The sequence below is a fragment of the Pseudomonas fjordensis genome (assembly GCF_976987115.1).
The window spans coordinates 3,189,882-3,209,180 of record NZ_OZ336860.1 but is presented as its reverse complement, the minus strand read 5'-3'; the positions used below and the strand labels follow the sequence as shown (position 1 = coordinate 3,209,180).

General features: G+C 54.2%; 10 protein-coding genes. 5 read left to right on the top strand and 5 right to left on the bottom strand.

The features are described 5' to 3' along the window. Nucleotides 1–147 precede the first annotated feature (147 nt). A complete protein-coding gene (locus ACWHXD_RS14290) occupies nt 148–1,179 on the bottom strand; it encodes a hypothetical protein (RefSeq protein WP_020302107.1) in 1,032 nt (343 codons plus the stop codon). 1,832 nt (nt 1,180–3,011) lie between these two features. Here ACWHXD_RS14290 and ACWHXD_RS14285 point away from each other — a divergent pair. The 4 genes from ACWHXD_RS14285 to ACWHXD_RS14270 are packed head-to-tail and all read left to right on the top strand — an operon-like array spanning nt 3,012 to nt 7,897. After that, nucleotides 3,012–4,265, top strand: coding sequence for a tyrosine-type recombinase/integrase (locus ACWHXD_RS14285; protein ID WP_138762740.1), 1,254 nt, complete (start codon nt 3,012–3,014; stop codon nt 4,263–4,265). A gap of 11 nt (nt 4,266–4,276) precedes the next feature. Beyond that, on the top strand, nt 4,277–4,711 hold the full coding sequence (locus tag ACWHXD_RS14280) for a hypothetical protein (protein WP_138762739.1): 435 nt from the start codon (nt 4,277–4,279) through the stop codon (nt 4,709–4,711). Further along, nucleotides 4,639–5,796 carry a tyrosine-type recombinase/integrase gene (locus tag ACWHXD_RS14275; protein WP_238344576.1) on the top strand — a complete coding sequence of 386 codons (1,158 nt, stop codon included), beginning with the start codon at nt 4,639–4,641 and terminating at the stop codon, nt 5,794–5,796. Before ACWHXD_RS14280 ends, ACWHXD_RS14275 begins: the two co-directional genes overlap by 73 nt. Next, the gene (locus ACWHXD_RS14270; RefSeq protein ID WP_499084150.1) at nt 5,774–7,897 is read left to right on the top strand and encodes a hypothetical protein; all 2,124 of its coding nucleotides are present in this window, start codon (nt 5,774–5,776) and stop codon (nt 7,895–7,897) included. The genes ACWHXD_RS14275 and ACWHXD_RS14270 overlap by 23 nt, the downstream gene beginning before the upstream one ends. An 809-nt stretch (nt 7,898–8,706) precedes the next feature. Here the strand turns inward: ACWHXD_RS14270 and ACWHXD_RS14265 are convergent. The 4 genes from ACWHXD_RS14265 to ACWHXD_RS14250 all read right to left on the bottom strand — a co-directional run bounded on the left by ACWHXD_RS14265 (nt 8,707) and on the right by ACWHXD_RS14250 (nt 17,974). Then, entirely contained in the window at nt 8,707–9,762 is a 1,056-nt protein-coding gene (locus tag ACWHXD_RS14265) for a hypothetical protein (protein ID WP_238344575.1), read from the bottom strand. Nucleotides 9,763–9,855: 93 nt separating this feature from the next. Then, a complete protein-coding gene (locus ACWHXD_RS14260) occupies nt 9,856–11,883 on the bottom strand; it encodes a UvrD-helicase domain-containing protein (protein ID WP_138762736.1) in 2,028 nt (675 codons plus the stop codon). Between the two features lie 2 nt (nt 11,884–11,885). After that, nucleotides 11,886–13,928, bottom strand: a complete 2,043-nt coding sequence (locus ACWHXD_RS14255) for an ATP-dependent nuclease (RefSeq protein WP_138762735.1) — start codon at nt 13,926–13,928, stop codon at nt 11,886–11,888. 92 nt (nt 13,929–14,020) lie between these two features. Continuing rightward, on the bottom strand, nt 14,021–17,974 hold the full coding sequence (locus ACWHXD_RS14250) for a DUF8371 domain-containing protein (protein ID WP_499084148.1): 3,954 nt from the start codon (nt 17,972–17,974) through the stop codon (nt 14,021–14,023). Between the two features lie 415 nt (nt 17,975–18,389). On the opposite strand from ACWHXD_RS14250, the gene ACWHXD_RS14245 reads away from it, so the two are divergent. Then, entirely contained in the window at nt 18,390–19,259 is an 870-nt protein-coding gene (locus ACWHXD_RS14245; RefSeq protein ID WP_138762732.1) for a hypothetical protein, read from the top strand. Nucleotides 19,260–19,299: the final 40 nt, after the last annotated feature.

Genomic DNA, 19,299 nt, shown 5'->3' with positions numbered 1-19,299 from the left:
GCAAGGAATCTTTCCGGCGCCGAGCCCGCTCCATTTCTAAATACAATCACTTCCGCACTCCAGAACCCTAGTGCTGCGGAACCGCCGACCTCGCTAAGCCACATAGTTGCCGCGCTTGAGGCGCCTGCAGGTATATCAGTGCTGGCGCTATCTCCTCTCGATGTCAGCATGGTGACATGCGGTGGGCTCGCTATTCTGCCCTGTCAATGAGTACACGTTGTTTGGATAAAATCCGAGCGTGCATTGCACGAGCAGTTGCTGTAGCTGTTCGGTGGTTGCGCCGCCAAGAAGCTCATTAATTACTTGGGTGAGCCATTTCTGCGGATCATTAGAAGCCGTGCCGCCGGTGAGCATTTCCGCGACTTCGATGATTGGCAGGGCCTCGCTTTTAAACCCGACTGAAGGCGTTGCATAAATAAACTCCTGGAAGACGGGCCTCTTCTGGGGACGCGCTCCAAAACCGCCGGCGAGTTGTTCGTTTCGGGTTGCATAAAGGTCAGTAGTGGCACAGGGGTAACGGCAAGCTTCGAGGCTTTTTACGCCCAGCTTGAGCGACGCCCCATCCTTATCGACATCAACTTCAAGATCAGCGTTACTGGACTCCCATTTCTTTCCGTTGTGCGCGATGCGCGCCGATACGATCACTACTTTACCTAAGCCAAAGCTACTGATCGGTGCGTAGTTGGCGAGCTCGTGCTCGAGGCGGGCAGCAGAGGCTTGCAGATCGCTGATGACGGCCATTCCACCGATGCATTCTCCGGCAGTTGCGATGAAATTATCGGCCGCGACAAGCAAACTTTGTTCGGAAAATCTTGTTCGAGTGAGAGACTGACCGGCTATAGGCGAGGTCACTCGGGCGTATACCGCATCTGTACCTGGCTGCAATCCATGTCCAGGCATTGAATAGGTCGCCGAGTAATCCCATATTTTTGCTGTAGCCAGGGTCTGCGGCTTCAGGGTCTTGGTGGTACCGATATGCCCTGAGGCAATCGGTGTATCGAGGACTCGCCGTAGCGGCGCTGGCGCTGTGAAAGTGGGCAACACGAACTCCGCCCGCGCAGGGCCGACGTCGACCAGCCGCAGCCAGGGTGCGCCGGTCGCCTTCGCCAGCGACTTCACCTCCGCGAGGTCGACAAGAATGTGTCTGGCAGCAAATTTGAGGGCTGGAACGGAAACCATGCCTGGTTCAGCACCCATCGTGGCCTAGAAGGCTGCCCAATATCCAAGTCTGACAGTTATCGGATATGGCAAAATAGGGCTTGGAAGGATGACACCAAAACAGGATGACTATTAGCTCAACTAAATAGATGTTTAGTTGAGTTAAAAAAGGCTTGCTAGAAACCACCCCCAGAAAGAGTAGGGCAGACCTGCTAGATTCTAACCACGCCACGCACAGAAACGTTGGTAGGCAGTTTCGGCGTTTGATTTTCGCACAAGTCTGGTTACGTCATCCATCCTCAACGTCCTTGCGCTGTGGTGCATACTTGTTTCTCGCAACCAGAGCAGACTCGCTTTACGGAACCCTGAGTCCGGCGAGACCACGCATCCGCTCTCGATAAGCCTATCAAGACGACCTGACATACCGACGTTGGAGTACGAACGCAGAAAACCACGGACGGCTTCGAAACCGTCCATGGGTTTGAGATATGCATCAAAGTTCGCCAGATAGTTCATCACCAGCGGTAGGCACGGGTCAGGTTCATCGCTAGTGTGATTGACGAATTCTTTGTAGGTGTTAAACAGCGGATACGGGGCCGGCATCTTGTTATCCTTTACGGGATACTGCATTGCAGATTTCAGATTCTGACAGTCATCGGATATTACATGTCGATCAGGTAGCGGAGCGCTGGAGGTAATCATTCGCGCTTTCGCCGCAGCGAACGAAATTAAAGAATTACTGCGCAGCTGGGGGCAGTTGACCCGGGCGTGTAGGGGTAGGCGCTGTCAATGTGATTGACACAGGCGTCAACCTCTCTCTACTGTAGCAATGCAACTGCGGGACGACTAACCGGTTGAGATTCGAACGTCCCCTAGCCCGAGAGGGTGCTCGCGCAAGGCGGGCCGATGCCTTATAAGGCGAAGTGGTGACCGGATCTGCTTTACCCGAATACAGATGGGCTCATTAGCAGAAAAGAAAATGCTCCGTATCAAAAGATGCGGAGCATTTTTCGTTATGGCATAAGGGCTTTAGCAGTTCAACACTCACGAAAGCAATGCCCGTTGGCAAGCAGTTTCAGGCCTGCGAAGAGACCGCAATCGCCGCCAACGCAAAAGTAAACGCCCTGAACAAGTCGTGGCGTACTGTAAACCTGTTTTCTGATCTGTTAACCACCGTGGTTAACAAGTAAAAAATTTGGTTTACAACGATAACGCACTAGCACATCACTGCGCTTTTGAGCGAACCAAATTCTGGAGCAGCTACCAGGGTATTAGGTGGCTGCAAAAGCTCCACGACCTTATCTGAATGTAACTCAGCCGGCGTTGGTCATTGCGCGAATGGCAGCCCGTGAAATCCGTGCACCAACTCCATGCCGAAAGCTGCAGATTTCACACAGCGCCGTGCTTGGAGGTGGACCTGCGATTCACGAAGTAAAATCAGTCGCGACGAAGCCCGCAAGGGACACGCCGGCCTGGTTAGTGAAATCCTTAAACGGAGACCACGAGGGCCAATGGAGACCAAAAAAGAATACGTCGTGAACCCATCAGTGCAGATCATCTGTAGATGTAAATTCTTTTCCAGGCGGCAAAACGGCTATGCAAGGAATTTAGTTCTCGAAATGAAAGGAGATTACTTCCGAGAGCTGATCACTTGGTGAAAAGCAGCCTCCAGAGCCCCCCAGCTCCGTATATGTCGGTACGCATAATGTATATTATGTTAAACAAGATGCTATGTCAGATATGTTCATAAGTCACGTAAGTCACTGATTCGACCAATTCGTATTTGACGCCTACTCTCTCAACGGGCCATGTCCATAGTGTTCATGACGATTCCTTGAATGAGGTGGCTGTCGATGAAACTGATTCAGTGCAGGTTCTCTTCAGGTCAACGACTACCGCTGCTTGTACAAGCTGGTGATGCGACGCCGTTGCCCATACTCATTCCGTTCATCTACGTCCAACTCAAACTCAGGCACCGCGCTTACAACACGGCTGCGGCGCACCTGCGCGCGATCCAGGCTTTCTACGCCTATGCCAAAAGCCGAGATCTGAATATCGATGAGGCCATCTTGGCCTGCCACTTTGAGGCGATTCTGGCTTTGTTGGACGGTTACGCTATTTGGCTCCAAAGTGGCCGTCATGCCGATAATCTGATCGCCCGAATCGGCAAAGCTGGCACTGTACTTTTTCAGCAGATCAGTTCACAAACACGTGACCAATACCTGCGCCTGCTGAAGAAATACCTGTCTTGGTGCGTCACCCGTTACATCCCGCGCGCCCGTCAGAATTTAGCCACACAGGCTGACATCAACGTGGTATTTGCCGATGTTGCCGACGTCATTGAGCGGCGCTTTGAGAGCCATATCATCAATGTTCGTCCCGACCGCACTCGTTACCGCAGCCTGACAGATACGCAACTACAGATCGTTCGCACACTGATTCGCCCTGGCGCTGTGGAGAATCCGTTCCCGGAACGTTTGCAACTGCGTAATTGGCTAATGATTGAATTGCTCTTGGAGACCGGCATCCGTCGCGGAGAGCTTCTGAAACTCTACACCACGGATATCAATACAGGGTCTCAGCACGCCTATGTCAGCATTAATGATCGCGAACATGATCCCGGCGACCCGCGCGTTGAAGAGCCTGCTCTCAAAACACATGGGCGAACTGTGGGCATCTCCGCACAGTTGTATGAGGTCTACGAGCGCTATATCCAGAGCGAACGGCGCCCTTTGCGTGACGGAAAACCGATGAAATTACTGTACCGCTATTTGTTCATCTCGGATCGTGGCCGCCCGCTGTCGATCCGCGCGTTGTCTAACGTTCTTGACCGGCTGTTTCTGACCATTGAACTGGCTCACCCAGGGTTGTTGCCTACGCTTTCTGCGCATGACTTTCGCCACACCTTTGCAGACCGGTTTTTGGCTTACCTGGTTGAAAAACGTGGGCATGACCTCGATCGGGCCACGGACGAACTGCGGCGAGTCTGCGGTTGGTCTGAGACCTCGACGATGCCACGCCGTTACGCAGGTCGTTATCTAGCGGAGTCGGCCAACCTCCACAATGCCCAGCGCACCTCGGCAGCCTGGAGCCGACTTGACAGTTAAGGAGGTTCGCCGTGGCCAAATCAGCCGATCAAAAACAAGCAACACCACCCTCCTCTTTGCCAGCTTACGTGTTCAGGGGACCCGCTTACGTTGCAATTCGAACTCGCACTAATGACCAGCCACGCTACGTCGATACGCGGCTGAAGGTGTGGACCTGGTACGACGGTGGAATTGCGATGGAAATCGATTGGACTGCGATCCACCTGCATCCTAATCTCATGCAAATCGCCAAAGCGTTTGTAGCTTATGCGCTTGAAAAGTATGCGCCTGTAACGGCATTCAAAGCTTCCGGGGTGTTCGGACGACTAGCTGATAGCGATCTTTCGGCCAAATTTCCTTGGACTCTTCAGGAAGTGATCAATACCATAAATACTTGGTCGAAATTTCGCGAGAGCACTATTTTTTTAGAACGTTTTATCGCTGGGCCCTTAATCGTGGGATTTTAGGATTTGACAAAGAAATATATCTGGCACTTAAAGAAATTAAGACGAGCCGCCTTGATCCGTACGAACGTATATTTCTATTCCAGTCCGGTTTAGCCCTTGATGAAGAAATCCGGCTACTTCAGCGAATTGAACGCAATATCCAGACCCAAAACTGGAGTGAAGCCCAGTTCAACATAATGCTCCACTTGAGTTTCGAATTAGGCCCGCGTTCGATTCAATTCCATTCGCTTGATATTGCGGATTTTGAACTCATTAAAAGCGCTGATCATGATAAGTACTACACTCTTTGGCTACCCATGGCTAAAAAAGTTGGCCAGCGCAGACCTGAGCGACGGCCCCGCAAAATAACCACCCGGTTGGGTGACAAAATTTCGCAGCATGTTTCGGAATTGCAACGCCGTTTTGGCAGTGACTGCGAACCCTTATTTGTAAATCCTAACGGAAGGCGCCTCTCGGTAACTGAAATCGGGGTGAGACTTAAACAGGAGCTTCGAGAAACCGGAATAGACAAACCAAACCAAGTAACTATGTTACTGCGTCATCATCTCGGTCAAGGCTTGGCGGATCAGGGTACTCCAGCAGACATGATTGCTGAACTGCTCGGCCACAACAGCACTGTTGCGGCGCGTGCTTATGTCACTGCAACCCCGAACATTGCCCGGATCAAAGAGAAAGCACTGGGTAAGAGCCCGGCTTATCAACGCATCATGCGCAGCTTATTAACTGGGAAAATCGTCCAACGCCGCGATACAGCTCCTGAAAGAGCCGTCCGCGGCGTCATTGATACGCAGTACATAGGCGATATTGGTGCCTGCGCCCTGCCGGTCCATACCCACTGTCCCTACAACCCTATATACGCGTGCTACACCTGCAAGAAGTTCCACCCCTTTGCTGACGGCCGCCATGAGCAGGTAAAGGATGCGCTCCAGCGGGAGGCCCAACGGTTCATTGATATGGCAGAACTAGCCGGAGATCTCATTCATAACCGGCCCCTGGCCCAGCATCAGACAACCATTCTCGCGGTAAGCGCTACAATCGAGCGCTGCCGGCAACAAACTGGGGATGCTGCAGATGACGCTGTCTAGAGCAAGTCAACGCCTCGGAGGTTTTGTTACACGGGAACAAGCGATTTTCCATTCGTTACCGATTTCTACACCGTGGTCTTCATCGTTATGGGCCGTCGGAAGCTGGTTACCACAACGGGGAAAGCAAAATACGCTTACTTTCGAGACGCACCGGCAAGCCCTCGAAAAAACGGGCTATCCTTCTCCGGCCAAGGGCCCACTCCCCTTCGAATTCCAAGATTTTAGCAAGGCCCTGATTGTGTATCTACAACGCACCAGGAACCTAAAGTTTTCGATGGTGGCCGCATACAATATTGCTATTCGGCGGATATACAACCCCTTGTTTGAGCGCGGCGCGTCCGATCCAACACAATTGACACGAGGCGACTTTGATCGCGTCGTAGAATTTCTCCGCCATAGTGGTTACAAAAATCTGTACGACGCGATCTCTCACCTTCAAGTAGTAGCGGATACGATTGATAGTCTGCAATTAACTGAGATCGCCATCCACTTTGAGCATGATGCAAAACCAGAAAAGCGCCGTCACGATTATATTTCACTGCATGATCCCGATCGTGATGTAAAACAGCGTAAATCTGACGAGAAGCTACCCTCTCGGGAGGCGATGGAAGCCTACGCCCTTTGCTCAAATAACCCGCTTAGTGACAGTGAAGAAATCTTACTGCGCGTTATCGATTTACTGATCGCGACAGGCCAAAGGGGGAACGAGGTAGCGGTAATTCCTTTTGACTGTTGGGTCGAAAGGCCAATCAAAGGCGCAACAGGCGAGATAGTTGTAGATGCAAATGGCAAACGATTGGTCGAATGCGGAATCAGGTACTTTGCGGAAAAGCATTTTCAATCTCGTGTTCATTGGTTTGCAGAAAGCGACATCCCTCTAGCCAGGCGTGCAGTCAAGAGACTAAAGGTACTGACGCAGGAGCAACGAGAAATCGCTATATGGCAAGAGGCCAATCCGGGACGCCTTTGGGAATACTTGCCGCACGAGATTCTGACTGAGAATCAAGTTCTCCGGTGGCTCGGATTTAGTGACGGGTCAAGCTCAGGTCGGAATCTCCATTTGTATCTATCTAGAAATGGCATTGACCCATTTGACGATGAAACAAAGCTTAAATCAACTGAAGCTAGGAGACGGAGGTACCTAGCCGGTGAGATTGAAAAACTACTCATCCCTAAGCTGTGCGGTCATGAGACTCTAACGGAGAATATCGGTGGCATGCCACGGACAGTACTTAAGACTAGCGAAACGCTTGCAATTGCGTTTGACGGACAATTTCGTTTAGGTGGACGTGAGGGCAATGTGTTCCGCGCCATTCCGCGACGAGTCACGTTGGTTGACATTAACCGAGCACTCGGCGCGGATCCGCGATTCTCGTCTATATTCTCGCGTCGTTCATTATTTGAAGCTGATGGGACACCGATCAAGCTGACTAGCCATCAACCGCGCCACTGGCGAAATACTATCTACCATCTGACTGGCATGAGCAATGTTCAGCAGGCGCTGGCTTTGGGGCGAAAACGTCTCGACCAGAATGTCTATTACCAACACACAAGCATTGAAGAAGACGCTGCTACCCATCAAGAGTTTTTGGCTTTCAATAGCCATCACGAGCGTATCGACTTTCTACATGCGGGCATAAGAGATAAGCGCATTCAAGGCGCTTTGACCGACAGTTATCATGCGCTGCTTTCAGATAAAGGCACTACCACGGCAGAAGCATTCCTTGCCGTACACGCCACGGCGCTGCACGTGACACCTTTTGGAGGGTGCATTCACGATTTCTCCCAAGCGCCCTGCCCTAAGCATCTTCAGTGCTGGAATGGCTGCTCGCATCTCCATCTGATGGGCACTCCTTCGGAGCGGACCAACCTTGAGAGACAAGCCGAGAATCTGACGACCGCAATTACCATTATGCGCGATGCCGGTGCCGGAGAGGCAGGCAGCGATGTATGGCTGGCAGACCAGGAAGACAAGCTCAATAATTTAAGATCCGTCCTTGCACGCGATACCAATATAGGCGTGCAACGCGTGTTTCCAGATGGGCATCCTGTGACAGTGGCAGATACGAACAAACGACACAGTTCGGTTTCAGATGACTAGAGGCGACTATGGCGAGACGACAGATATTGCGGGGCGGCACTCTAGATGAGGCAATAGACGCCCTGCTCGCCCAGATGATTAGCTCAGGAGTGGAGCTCGCTCCCATTTCCCGACCCGAGGTGCAGCGCCGGCTGGGCCTGACAAGCCGAGCTACGCTAGGAGGTGACCGTGGAGACAGAATTGAGGCCGCTCGTGTTGTTCAAATGAGGGAAAGCGGGAGGGATCCGGATGGTGCCCGCCGGCGCAGGAGTCTCGAAGAGCGTATTGCAAGTCTTCAAGCGGAGAACGCTGCGTTGGCAAGACAGCGAGACAAGCTTTTTGAGGCGCTGTCAGTAATAGCGCACAACTGCTTTGTGAACGGTTTGGACGTAGAGTCAGTGATGGCACCTTTGAGAAACACCCGATAATCAGCTTAGCATTCTTCATATCGACTACAAATTACGGCATGGTAATCTGCCTAGAGCGCTAGACCGGGCTGCGTCAGCACTGATGACTACACATTACGGTATCCTGACTACTTCGTATCAGACGCGAAGCGTTGACATGTGCGCCAACCGCTCGTAGAGTTTGGTCGGTTGCCCCTGAGGCACTTGAGTTTTATCTCCCCTTGAGGGTTCTGCAAAGCCCGGTTTTTGACCGGGCTTTTGCCTTTGTGTGTCTGTTCTGCGGGCTGCGTACTGGCGTGATCAACAGGCGTAAGTTTGAAGGAAGAGCATTCAGGCGACCGTTTGTCCCCCAAGATGTATTGGCGCTTTACTGGTTAATGCCTGTTGACTGGGGCTTATCGCTGGCGTGTATTCGATGGCCTACTACTTGCTTTTTATTAGGACTCTACCGTCGACCAAAGACACAAGCCCCACCTCGGTGGTCACCCCAAGAAACTCGTAAATCGTCCGGACCTTGTCCACAAAAACTTCGTCTGCGCTGAGCAGGATGTGAGCGCGGGATCCGATTGCCGCATGAGCAGCATCGCTGATGGCGGCAACATATCTGGATCCACGCTTGAGCTTGCTGTCGGTCTTGTAGCCAATGACGTTCAGCAAGTTGTAAATGGCCGTAACTTTTTCATGCACGTGCATGTCTCGGCTGTACAGAGGCGTGGCGGCGATGCCGAGGAAGTTTTCGATCGAGTAGCCCCGATCGCGGTAGCCATCAAGGTTCTGGTAGGCCTGCCATATTTTCTCAATGACGCGGGGAGGCTTTATGTTGTTGAGTTCCTTCGGACCTAATCCAACCGAGGCCCGGTAATTTTTCACTCCCGATTGATCTCTCTCATCGCTGATGTGTTTCCTCATCTCGGCGGCGGACATCACAGAAACTTGTTCGTACTGGGACTGTAGGATTTGGAGGTATTGCTCGATGGACGCGCGCAGATGAGGGTGGGTATGGTCGAGTTGGGCAAGAGGGGCAGACAGACTTTTGATTAGGCCATCAAACGCGTCGATCTGCTCAGAGGCTATTTCGGTGAAAGTCGAGTCGCTGCGGCCCCCGTAGAGCTTGAGTGTGGTTTGATGAGCTGCCGCCAACATGATGTCGTAGACCGGCTCCGCCTGGAGATAATTGTCATAGGCTTGGACGGGAGGAACCTCATGGAGGATCATTTCCCCAGTAGGCTCGAAGCTATCGTTGACCTGATACCTGAAGTGCATTGCGTTCAGGGAGTCGAGGGCTGCCAGGAATTTATTAGGCTGGCCGCTGCGCTTGATCTCACGCAGCGTCTCGTCCGAGTAGATGACCTGAAATCGGTCAAGTAACGATGTAAAGAATGCAGGGTCGTGGCCTTTGACAGCCATGGTCAGTACGTTTTGATCTATATAAACGGTTGTCTTGCCCACATAGGGTGGCAGACAGGGGCTTGCATTCATTCTCATTGTCTCTGAGGTTGCGCAGGAGATGAGTGCCAAAAATTCAAGACAAATAACTTCCACCTTATCGGAGGCTAACAAAAGCGCAAGTTTTCACGGAGTTGGATCAACACTATCGACGGTGTTTCTGGGTACTATCTGATGAACGTTCCAGCCTTGGTCGATCAACATCTGGCGACTCTGCTCAAACGCTTCACCTTCTCCCAGTGATCGCCTGCTAATCGCCAAACACAGCAGGTGTGTTGGCCTGGTCATGGCGACATACATCGCCAGAAGGCGCCTCCTCTGGCGAATCTTCACAGACTTGCCGCCATGACACTGTTGCCCCAGCATCCAGGGCATCAGGCTGTTGAGTACATGGCCATAGTTATACGTTTCCAGAACCAGTGTCGCGGTATGTGTTTGGCCCTTAGCCGAATGAACGGAGCCAAGCTTGATGTCGACCGTTCTTTGCTCGTGCACGCATCGATACGTATTCATTGACGGTGCGACGGTTTCCTCTTGGATAGTCTCCTGAGCGTCTTCTACCCAACCCAGATAGTCCTTTCCAGCCTCCGATAGCTCGTTGGTAGCCGCGAGTACCTTCGCAAGTGATGAGAAGCGATGTCCCAGTACCTTCCAGCGACGCTGGCTGATCGTTTCGGAGCTGAACAAAACCTCGACTACCAGATGTTGGTACTGTTGCAGATCATCAGGCTTGATCAACAGCTGTTGTACCTGAACGTGCTGCCGCGCTCCAGGCTTGATCCTCATACGAGGATCAGACAGGTTCGCCAGGTGGATCAACGCACGAGCCATCTCCTCCACCGCCTGATGCGCCGTTTCCCCGTTAGTAAGGTGATGCCTGGCTAAACGTAGTCGCTCCACCAGTGTGGGTGGCTTGTAACCTGAGCCGCCGGCGTTGCGGTCGTACTTCCCCCAGTAATGTGCCACTGTTTTGGGGTAATGCTCGTCCTGGTCTTCCGGGTCTATGCCCTTGTGCGTAAAGCCTAGAGCAGTGATGGTCGCTTTCTGAAGCAGCTCTATAGGAAGGTGCTGCAGTACGTGGCGACCATAAGCATCGAGCACCTCGCCGCAATCTCCATCCGGGAAAACGAAAATGGTATGAGGTAGCCGTTGCTCATTCCCCTTCGCGCGAAGCCCTCTAAGACGCTGCGCGACGGGATGAAACGCAAAAGGGTTAGCGAGCAGCGCGATTGATTCGTCGAATCGAAAACTGCTGGCAATGTCCAGCGATTGTACGACATCTGGGAAATCGTTGCCTTGGGAGCTTGCTTCAGAGTCGAAAATTGCCTGGTTAGGATCGCCCACTCGTGTCACGCAGAGATCCCCATCTTCCCGTGGAAAAATGGTACTGAGGTATTCGTTCTGAAGATCAGACGTGTCCTGCATTTCATCAACAAGTACACAGGGGAAACGGTGCCGAAGGGATGCGCCAACGCCCGGTCGTTCGGTTAGTTGTGCCTTGCCCAGAACGAAGATCTCGTCATAGCAAAAGTAACCACGCTTGGCGGCCTCACCCATCGCGGCTGCCATGATTTTGTAGCTGTCAGCATCCGGACCACAGGGAAAGTTATTGCCTGTGAGCGGGTCGGTGAAGTCGGTGCTGGTCAGCCTGAGACTCTCAGCTTTGAAATTGCTACGCTCGAAATATCCACGGACTTTTTTTCTATCAGCGAGCGTCATGCAATTGAAGCGCATGCGATGCGTCAGCTCATCATCGATGGCTGTGAACCGAAACCCGGCAGATAGCAGCCATGGCGTGGCGAGAAATCGGCTGACAAAGCCGTGGATCGTATCTATGTAGTGTGGGTAGCTGAGCAGCCGCTGTCCCATTTCGGTGTTCCCGAGCCGGTGCTCGATCTCGTGACGCGCAACATTCGTATGGGATAAGACGCAGATACCGCGGGTACGGCTCGTCCACTTGCGCGCGAGAATAGCAAGCTTCGCGACGACCATCGTCGTTTTGCCACTCCCAGGACATGCGGAGACATCCAGCGTCTCACGCGATCGTAGGAACTCAATTCGAGGCGCATCGAGCTCCTTGAGCTTCATGAGTTCAACGACCCAGGCAACGTCATCCTCCGTAATCTCGGACACCAAATCTCGAAACGCGGTCATGATCAATCTCCGGACGGTTCTTGAGTTAACTCGAGACGCGTTGTCACGTAGGTAATCGCCTCGGTTAGATACCCTGGCAGCCAACCCATAATCTGCTCGCGGCTGAGCACCTGGCGCTGCAGGCAATCCTCCAACAAGTCGACCAGGTATTGTGCAGTGATGGCTTTGGATGCAGTCCTAGACGTGAACAGGCTGTAAATGTGTGAGCAGAGATGGGCATGGGTGTCCGTTGACTGGCGAAGCTGCTCAAACTCTGCTTCTGCCGCCTCGACGACCTCCTTAACTTTTTTCCGCTCCATGTTCAGCGCGTCATCATTTGCCGCGAGCCTGGCGGCTACTAAAAGCTCCTTCGCCAGGCCCGCGTATGCCAGGTCGTATTCGAGCGTCCAGTGATTCGCGATGAAGGTTTGAACGTTCTGGGCATCGTCGCTTTTGAGGTTTGTGCGACGAGCCGCTAGGGCTTCATCACGGGTTTTCTCATCATCCCCGAAATGCCTCATGGCTTTCCACCGACGGTGCTTCCCGTTCCACCTGGGATCGTTGTCATCGTCCACCAGTCCCAGGATTGCCGGCGCGCAGTCAGGCATCACATCCATGTCTGCGACTCTGGCGACAGGGATATTGAGCGTACCCTCCTCCGGTATCGCCCGTTGCAGTATGCGGGAGTATCGACCGAGCCCGGTGCCGCCCACATTCACCACGGAAACCCCGTGCCGGGTGAAATCCCGGCCCATGATCTTCGCCAGTGCCGGCAGCAGGATAGCCTCCCCATCCCCCTCAACGATGAGCACACCTCGTGCAAAGAACAGGTTGGCTTTGGTGACGTCCAGGAACCGCGCCAGAAACCGGTAATCGGTGGCATCAAGGTTAGTTTGCTTCTCCGCGAGCGAGTAGGCCTTGTGCCGATGCATGAGCACGAGGTTATTCAATGCGATCTTGGAACTCAGATTGGGGCTGTGAGTAGTCAGGATGATCTGCACGGGGCGCTGCTGATTGATCTCTTCCAGGTTGGACTCTTCCAGCTTGCATGCCATTGGTTTGGCCGCTGCTTCCAAAAATTCCATCAACCGCAGTTGCCGCTGAGGATGCAGGTGCGCCTCCGGCTCCTCGATCAGCAGCAAAGGCAGCCCGTCAGGCTCTCTACCCAGAAGTAGCAGCTCGCAGGCCATGAACAGCAGGTTGTTGGAACCGAGTCCGTAGGAACCCTTCGTATCACCAGATTGCTGATCTAGTAGCCCTAGTTCCAGGCGCTCAAGGATCTGGCGCAAGCGCGATGACTCCGACCCGCCCTCTACAAAGTTGATGTGGCTGTGCAGATCATCGCCCTCCAACCCTAGGTGGGAGAGGTAGTTATCGTTGATCGTGTCCTGGGCCTTCTTCACGCCCCCGTGCAGGTTGACCAGGTGACGCAGATACTCCGCCAAACCCGCAAGGCTCAGGCTGGCAGGATCGAGGTCTGCAAGAGGTTGGTCAGCGTTAAAATCAGCACCGTGCTTGATGTGAGGAAAGTTTTTCAGAACCTGGGACAGTCGAGACCCACGGCCAGGCGACATCTCGCGCTCAGCATCGCGCAGCGGTCGCAGGTACGCGGCGGCTAGCAACTGACGCACATTGACGTCCAAGCTTGGCCCTCCTCCGCTATGGCCGCTACGGACCGCGATATCAACCCAGCGACGAGCCAACTGATCGTCATTCAGTCGGCGTGCAGTCCAGTGCACATACACCGCAGCTTCTTGCTTGTTAAACGTGACGTACTCCGATAACGCGCCTTGCTCCGCAGTCGAGAGGGCGGAGAACTTTGCTACGATCTTGATCTGATGGGCTTGTTGACCATTCTCAGGGAAATGGAAGTCGTCAGGCTGCAATCGTACGTACTCCCCATCCCGGGTCTGCAGCACCAACCGCAATGCGTCAATTACGGACGACTTGCCCGCATCGTTCTCGCCTACCAGCGCTGTGACGCCATTGTTGAAGCGAATTACCAACCCCTGCCCTCCAGCTCCAAACTGCCGGAAATTCTGAATCGTGAGCGCTGACAAATACATCCGTGTTTTCCTGTCGCAAAAGGTTTTGGCACGATACGCGCCTGCAGTAGCACGCGGGCTTTAGCGAGTGACCTCAGCATGGTGGGTACCTCTTATGTGCCTTTGCCTTCACTTCCTTGGGGTAGTTCTGCCACAGCTTTCGATTTTTTTGGGGGGAGTGGCTTGGCTGCTTTCGCCTTGTTGAACTCGATGTCCTTTCGCACTTTCGCTGCCTGCGCGGCATTGGAGACATCCAATACCACCACTGATGTTGTAGCAGCTAGCTCGGCTGGCAGCAGATTTTCCAGTGCCGCCTTCAACGCTTCAGGTTTTTCGGGTTTTATGCCTGCTGGAGGGCGCGTCACACCAAGCGCATTACCGAACCAGAAGATCACATAAATGCCTTGACCTTCGGTACTGTTCGCCAATGTATAGGTCTGAAGCTGACCGATATGCCCATACCAGAGATGTGTATGGCTTGTCCGTTTCGCTTCGACCGGCACGGTAAATGGGCCATGGGTAACAAGCAGGTCCGCCCGCGTTCCGCCGGATGACGCCGCTTCAGGGGACACCTCGAAGCTACCGAAAAAGCCAAGTTTGTCTCTGAGCTTGCCGGCCAGCACGTCTCGGCAATCGTTCTCGACCTTGGGCTTGTTGTTGTCCCAAAAAAGCCTCCACAGGTTATGTGGAGAAGGCTGCAACTCGGCAGCGACTTCCTCAAGGCTCAACAGCACCAAGGCCTTCAGGTCCTGCGCATTGATAGGGCCTCTGCCGCTCAGCACCTTTGCCAGATCTGTCGGGGAGAGTAGCTTCTGTGTTTGCGATCGGACATCTCGCCTGTAAAGCTCGAGCTCGTGCCTGATGGTATCAACCCAGCGTGTACCCTCAGAGTCCGTGAGCAATTCCAAAAGGATCGTCTCGACGCCTGGTTCATCCGACAACGAAACGGCTTTCAATACTTTCACTGTGTCCGGCCAAACGCGCTCAAAGTGTCCCTGCATCAATGGAGTGCGCTGGAACAGGAACTGCAACAGGAGGCGGCTGACGGCCAGCGTGGACGTCGGCGTCTGCCAATAGCTACAGTTGGGGTATCCGTCGAAGATCACCCGGTGAATGACAGCGTCCTCTGCCTCGTCAAGGGCATGTACGAAGTCATTGCTGAACACATCCGACTGCAGGCAGACGGCAAAGTATGCCCAGCGCAGGCGGTCAGCGCAGCGCAGATCGCTACCCGTGACCAAAGCATCAGTACCGTCGCCCTTGTTCGACCAATGGGACAGCACATCAGTCAATAGCGGCGTCAGTTCTGGCGCTTCAGCATTCGTTTCAGCCAGCCGAAGCACGCTGTCTAGAAGACTTCCACTCAGCGTATCAGGCTGCTCCAATGCTACCTGGACGGCCCATGCATGTAACGCGGACCGCGCTGGATGCTCTCGCAGCTTGTACAAAAGCGCGTTCCAATTGGCGTCCCGCTTATGGGCGAGCTGACAAAAGTAAGCAGGATCGTCTATGAACGATCGAATGAGTTGATCAATGCAGCAGCTCTCTAAGCGTTCCTTGAGATAGGCATCTCGCATCGTCACTGTGGCGAAAAGGACCTTGAGAATTCGTCCCGCAGATTCCGCGGAGAAATCCTGTCCGTCCGCCAGGTGAATGGAAGCAGACGCGGCTGTGATGGCTCCGCTAGCCCCGCGTTCATCTTCATACTCGCCCTTCGACCACACACGGGCGAGCCCCTCAAGGATTGACTGAGCCAGCGGTTCACCGAACACTTCCTGCAGCGCCTCTATCCCGCTTCCGTGACGACCCGTGATCGGGCGACTACCGCAATAGACTTCTGCCCCCCAGTACAAGGCCCCGTCGACCTTACCTGCGACCACGGAGGGTAACTGCAACTGCCATTCGGCTATTTGACGGACTAGCCACTGCTCGATGCTATCCCGTTGGTGCGCTTGTCGCTCCGATTCTTCTTCAACGTGTAGCCGTACGTATTGCAGGGCGGCGTCAGCGGCAGCACCCGGGCTCTCGTGGAGTACCGGAATCAGCCAGGCCGGTACGGGCTCTCCTCGTTCCAGTGCCCAGTTACCCACCTGTCTGCCGACGTATGCTGAACCGACGCTGGATATCAGTGGGTCGGAGTTCAGCATCAGGCGCACCAGCGTCTCGCTAGGCTTCAAGCCAAGCGCTCGCAGTCCGAGGGCAAGCGACCCACTATCGGCTACCTCCTGGTCCGCAATCAAAAGCAACGCGTGCAATACCTCCTCGGAGGCGGATCGAGCGATCAACCATTCTCCGGCAGCCTTCTTGAAGGTTGACTCGGCCCCAGTGATCACACCGGTAGCGACCATCATATGCGCGAATTCTTTCGCGGTAACGCCATCGTGCGACAAGGCCGCGATGCACAGCACCGAGGCGAATTTGTGCTCCAAGGCCCCCATACCAGCCTGTAGCCGCCAGCGCTTCGGTGTATCCAAAATCAGGGGGCGCCACAAATCTGCTGCCACATGACAGGCGATATCCCTGATCGCGTAGATGCTCTCCATGCGTCCATCTTCCGGCGCAGCTCGCGGAAGAAGTGCATTATTGGCTCTTTGCAGGCTAGCCAGAACCCGCTCCACGTCGCCGACCACCAACTGTTGCGCAGGGATCGCGCAAAAAAGTTGTGCAATGCTGCGCAAGTAACCACGCGACGTCTCCCCGGAGGAACAGAGCTCGTCGATCCGCCCCCAAATGTCATCCGCTGAGGTCACAGCATTATGTAGCCAAGCATCAATAGCCTGCTCTCGGCACCATTGCACGTCACTCTGGCGTAACGCGACGCTCCAGCAGGCGTCAGCGGTGGAGGCCAGCGCCGGCCCGGTCGACAACGCCTCCAGCAACATGCTGAGTCGGTGCGTGGACGCCTCTGTTTGCAGCAGCTCAATCACCAGCGGCGCAAGGTCCGGGGTAACAAGTCCCACGGAACAGATCCGCGCTGGGCCCCACTGCTCCGGAGTCCAGCGAAAAAACGGATCGCGTGCCCCAACCTCCTGCAGCACGGTGACGCGGGACGCAACGGGAAGTGTGGCCGCATCGCCATGCAGTAACAGCGTTTCCGGGTCGCGCTGGACCAGCCGTTGGGCGTGGTGTAGTGCGCCCTCGTTGACCAGATGACAGGTGAACCAGGCATACAGCGCCTTCAGACCTTCGGATGGTAGCCCATCGACCGACACCAACAGTGCAACCGCGCGTTCGATATGTAGTCTTGCGATCCCGAGGGCGCCTGTCACCAAGCGAGCCAGGTAGCGGGCGGCCAGAAACTCTTGGATGCTGCGATGAAAGGGCAGGAAGTCTTCGCCCTTCTTCATGAACAGCGCGGTGTCCAGGACGGTCTCGCGAGCGATCGGGTCAAGCCCCGCGTCATGCACCGACAGCATGGTATCTGCGACAGGAGCAGATCGCTGCAAGCCATGCTTTCCGGTCAGGAGCAGAGTCAGAAAGACGCGCCCGGCATGGTCTAGGACGACGTCGGGCGCAGGTTCGCCGTGTTGCCGGTCTTCTGACTTGGAGGGGTTGTGCTCGGTAGCGAAATGGCGTGCACCGGACTCGTACAGTTCGAAACGGGTGAGCGACGGCAACCGTTCGGGCTTTACGCTCATGAGAAACTTCAGCCCCAGCGGGGATAGCACGAAGGGCGTCGATCGCAGCGTCTGCAGCGTAGAGAGGAGCGTGATGGGCTCTGAGCAGCCAAACGCTGTGAGCACTGCGACTGCTTCCTCCTCACTGAGAGGTTGCAACTGAGCCACGACGGGGGCCTCGTCAAGGGCTGCCAGCCCCTGACCGAACGCTTTGCTGAGCTTTCCACCCTCGTTCCAGTCCTCCGCTCGACAACTCACTCGCCATCGCATCGACGGTAGCTCTTCTAAGCACTTTGCAATCTCAATGGCGTTCTGCATGGGGACTTCATCGAGAGCATCGATAAACACCGTCGTGACATCGGAAAGATCTTTGCGGCGAAACCAAAAGGCAGAAATGCACGACGCATCCGCTCGCTCCGCAAAATGCTCGAACGCCACAGTCTTGCCCATGCCAGGCGCGCCCAACAAAACAACATAGGGGGCCTCGGCCAGATCACTTAGGCGCTGGGCGTCTTTGTACTCGTCAGGGCCTGATGATATAGATATGAGCCTATCAAGCGGAGCGATTGACATTGCGAAGCGGCACCGAGCGACAAAGGTGTCGCCATCATACGGTATGCCCAGATGACTCCACTACTCTTACCGCGCGGGGGCTGCATTCTCGATCTGCGGCAGGAGCCGGTACAGTAAGTGTTCCAGGCCGATCACCCGAATGTCCTTTAATTGCAGCTCCGACATTGCATTCACGGAAATACACCGCACTGGAGATTGCTGGCCGACTCCCAGCAGTTTAAAAATTCCGCGCAGATTGGATTGGCCAAGTACCCATGGCTACAATGCGGCCCCTTCCAAATACCGGTGTACCATGTCCCCCAAAGTAACGAGAGACCTGAAATTTTCTTTTGACAATCAACGTCTCGCTTATGATGTCGGGGAGTTTTGGAATTGGGCATTTTCGAACATCACGACTCCCGTCATTCGCGGTGTCATGATCGAATTCATTCTGGCTCGACACCTGATAGATCACGTCGACGACATAGTGTTGGGCCGAGTGCTGGACTTGACGCACCAAGTTCCGCTTCCAGGACAGCTGGCTAAAAGCTTGGCACCTTTTTACAGCAACCAACCCCATGGTGATGTCTTTGACTTGCAGCTGACATGGGGTGTGACGATTGAAATTAAAAGTACGAGCAATCGCGAAAACTGGAGGCTCAATAAAACGTGTAGATGGAATATGGCTAAAGACAAGAACAAGGTCGAAAAAGTCTTTCCCGCCCAATACTACATCCTCGCGGTTGTTGAAAAAGATCCTGAAGTGAGCGTGACGCACCTGAACCTTTCCGAGGCTGAATTCTACTTGTGCAGCGGCAGAACATTGGACATCAATGTGGAGGCGCCCCAGAAATCGGTGGGTTTCAAGAAGTTCTCAGAGATCTCAGTACGATGTGGCTTCAGCGAGCTGGTCCCTGTGCTCCATGAACTCCAACGCCAAGAGCACGAGCGGGTCAGAAATCTGTTGGTTCCTAGATGGAAACAATCACGCCCTCCTTCATTTCATTCAAACTTTATGCCCTTGGCCGTCGAAGCAAATGGGAAAGTAACCGGAGCCTGGTATCAGGGAGGGAGTGGAGCATTGAGCAACCCGACCGCCATAGACGTTCGATGGGTTGACGGCGCGAATCCTGACTGGCGGGATTGGGAAGCCGTAGGCTTCAAGTATGAACCTGAAATTTAGCTGGCCATCATGCTCTCCCCAAGTGCCTTTGCGGTGAGCA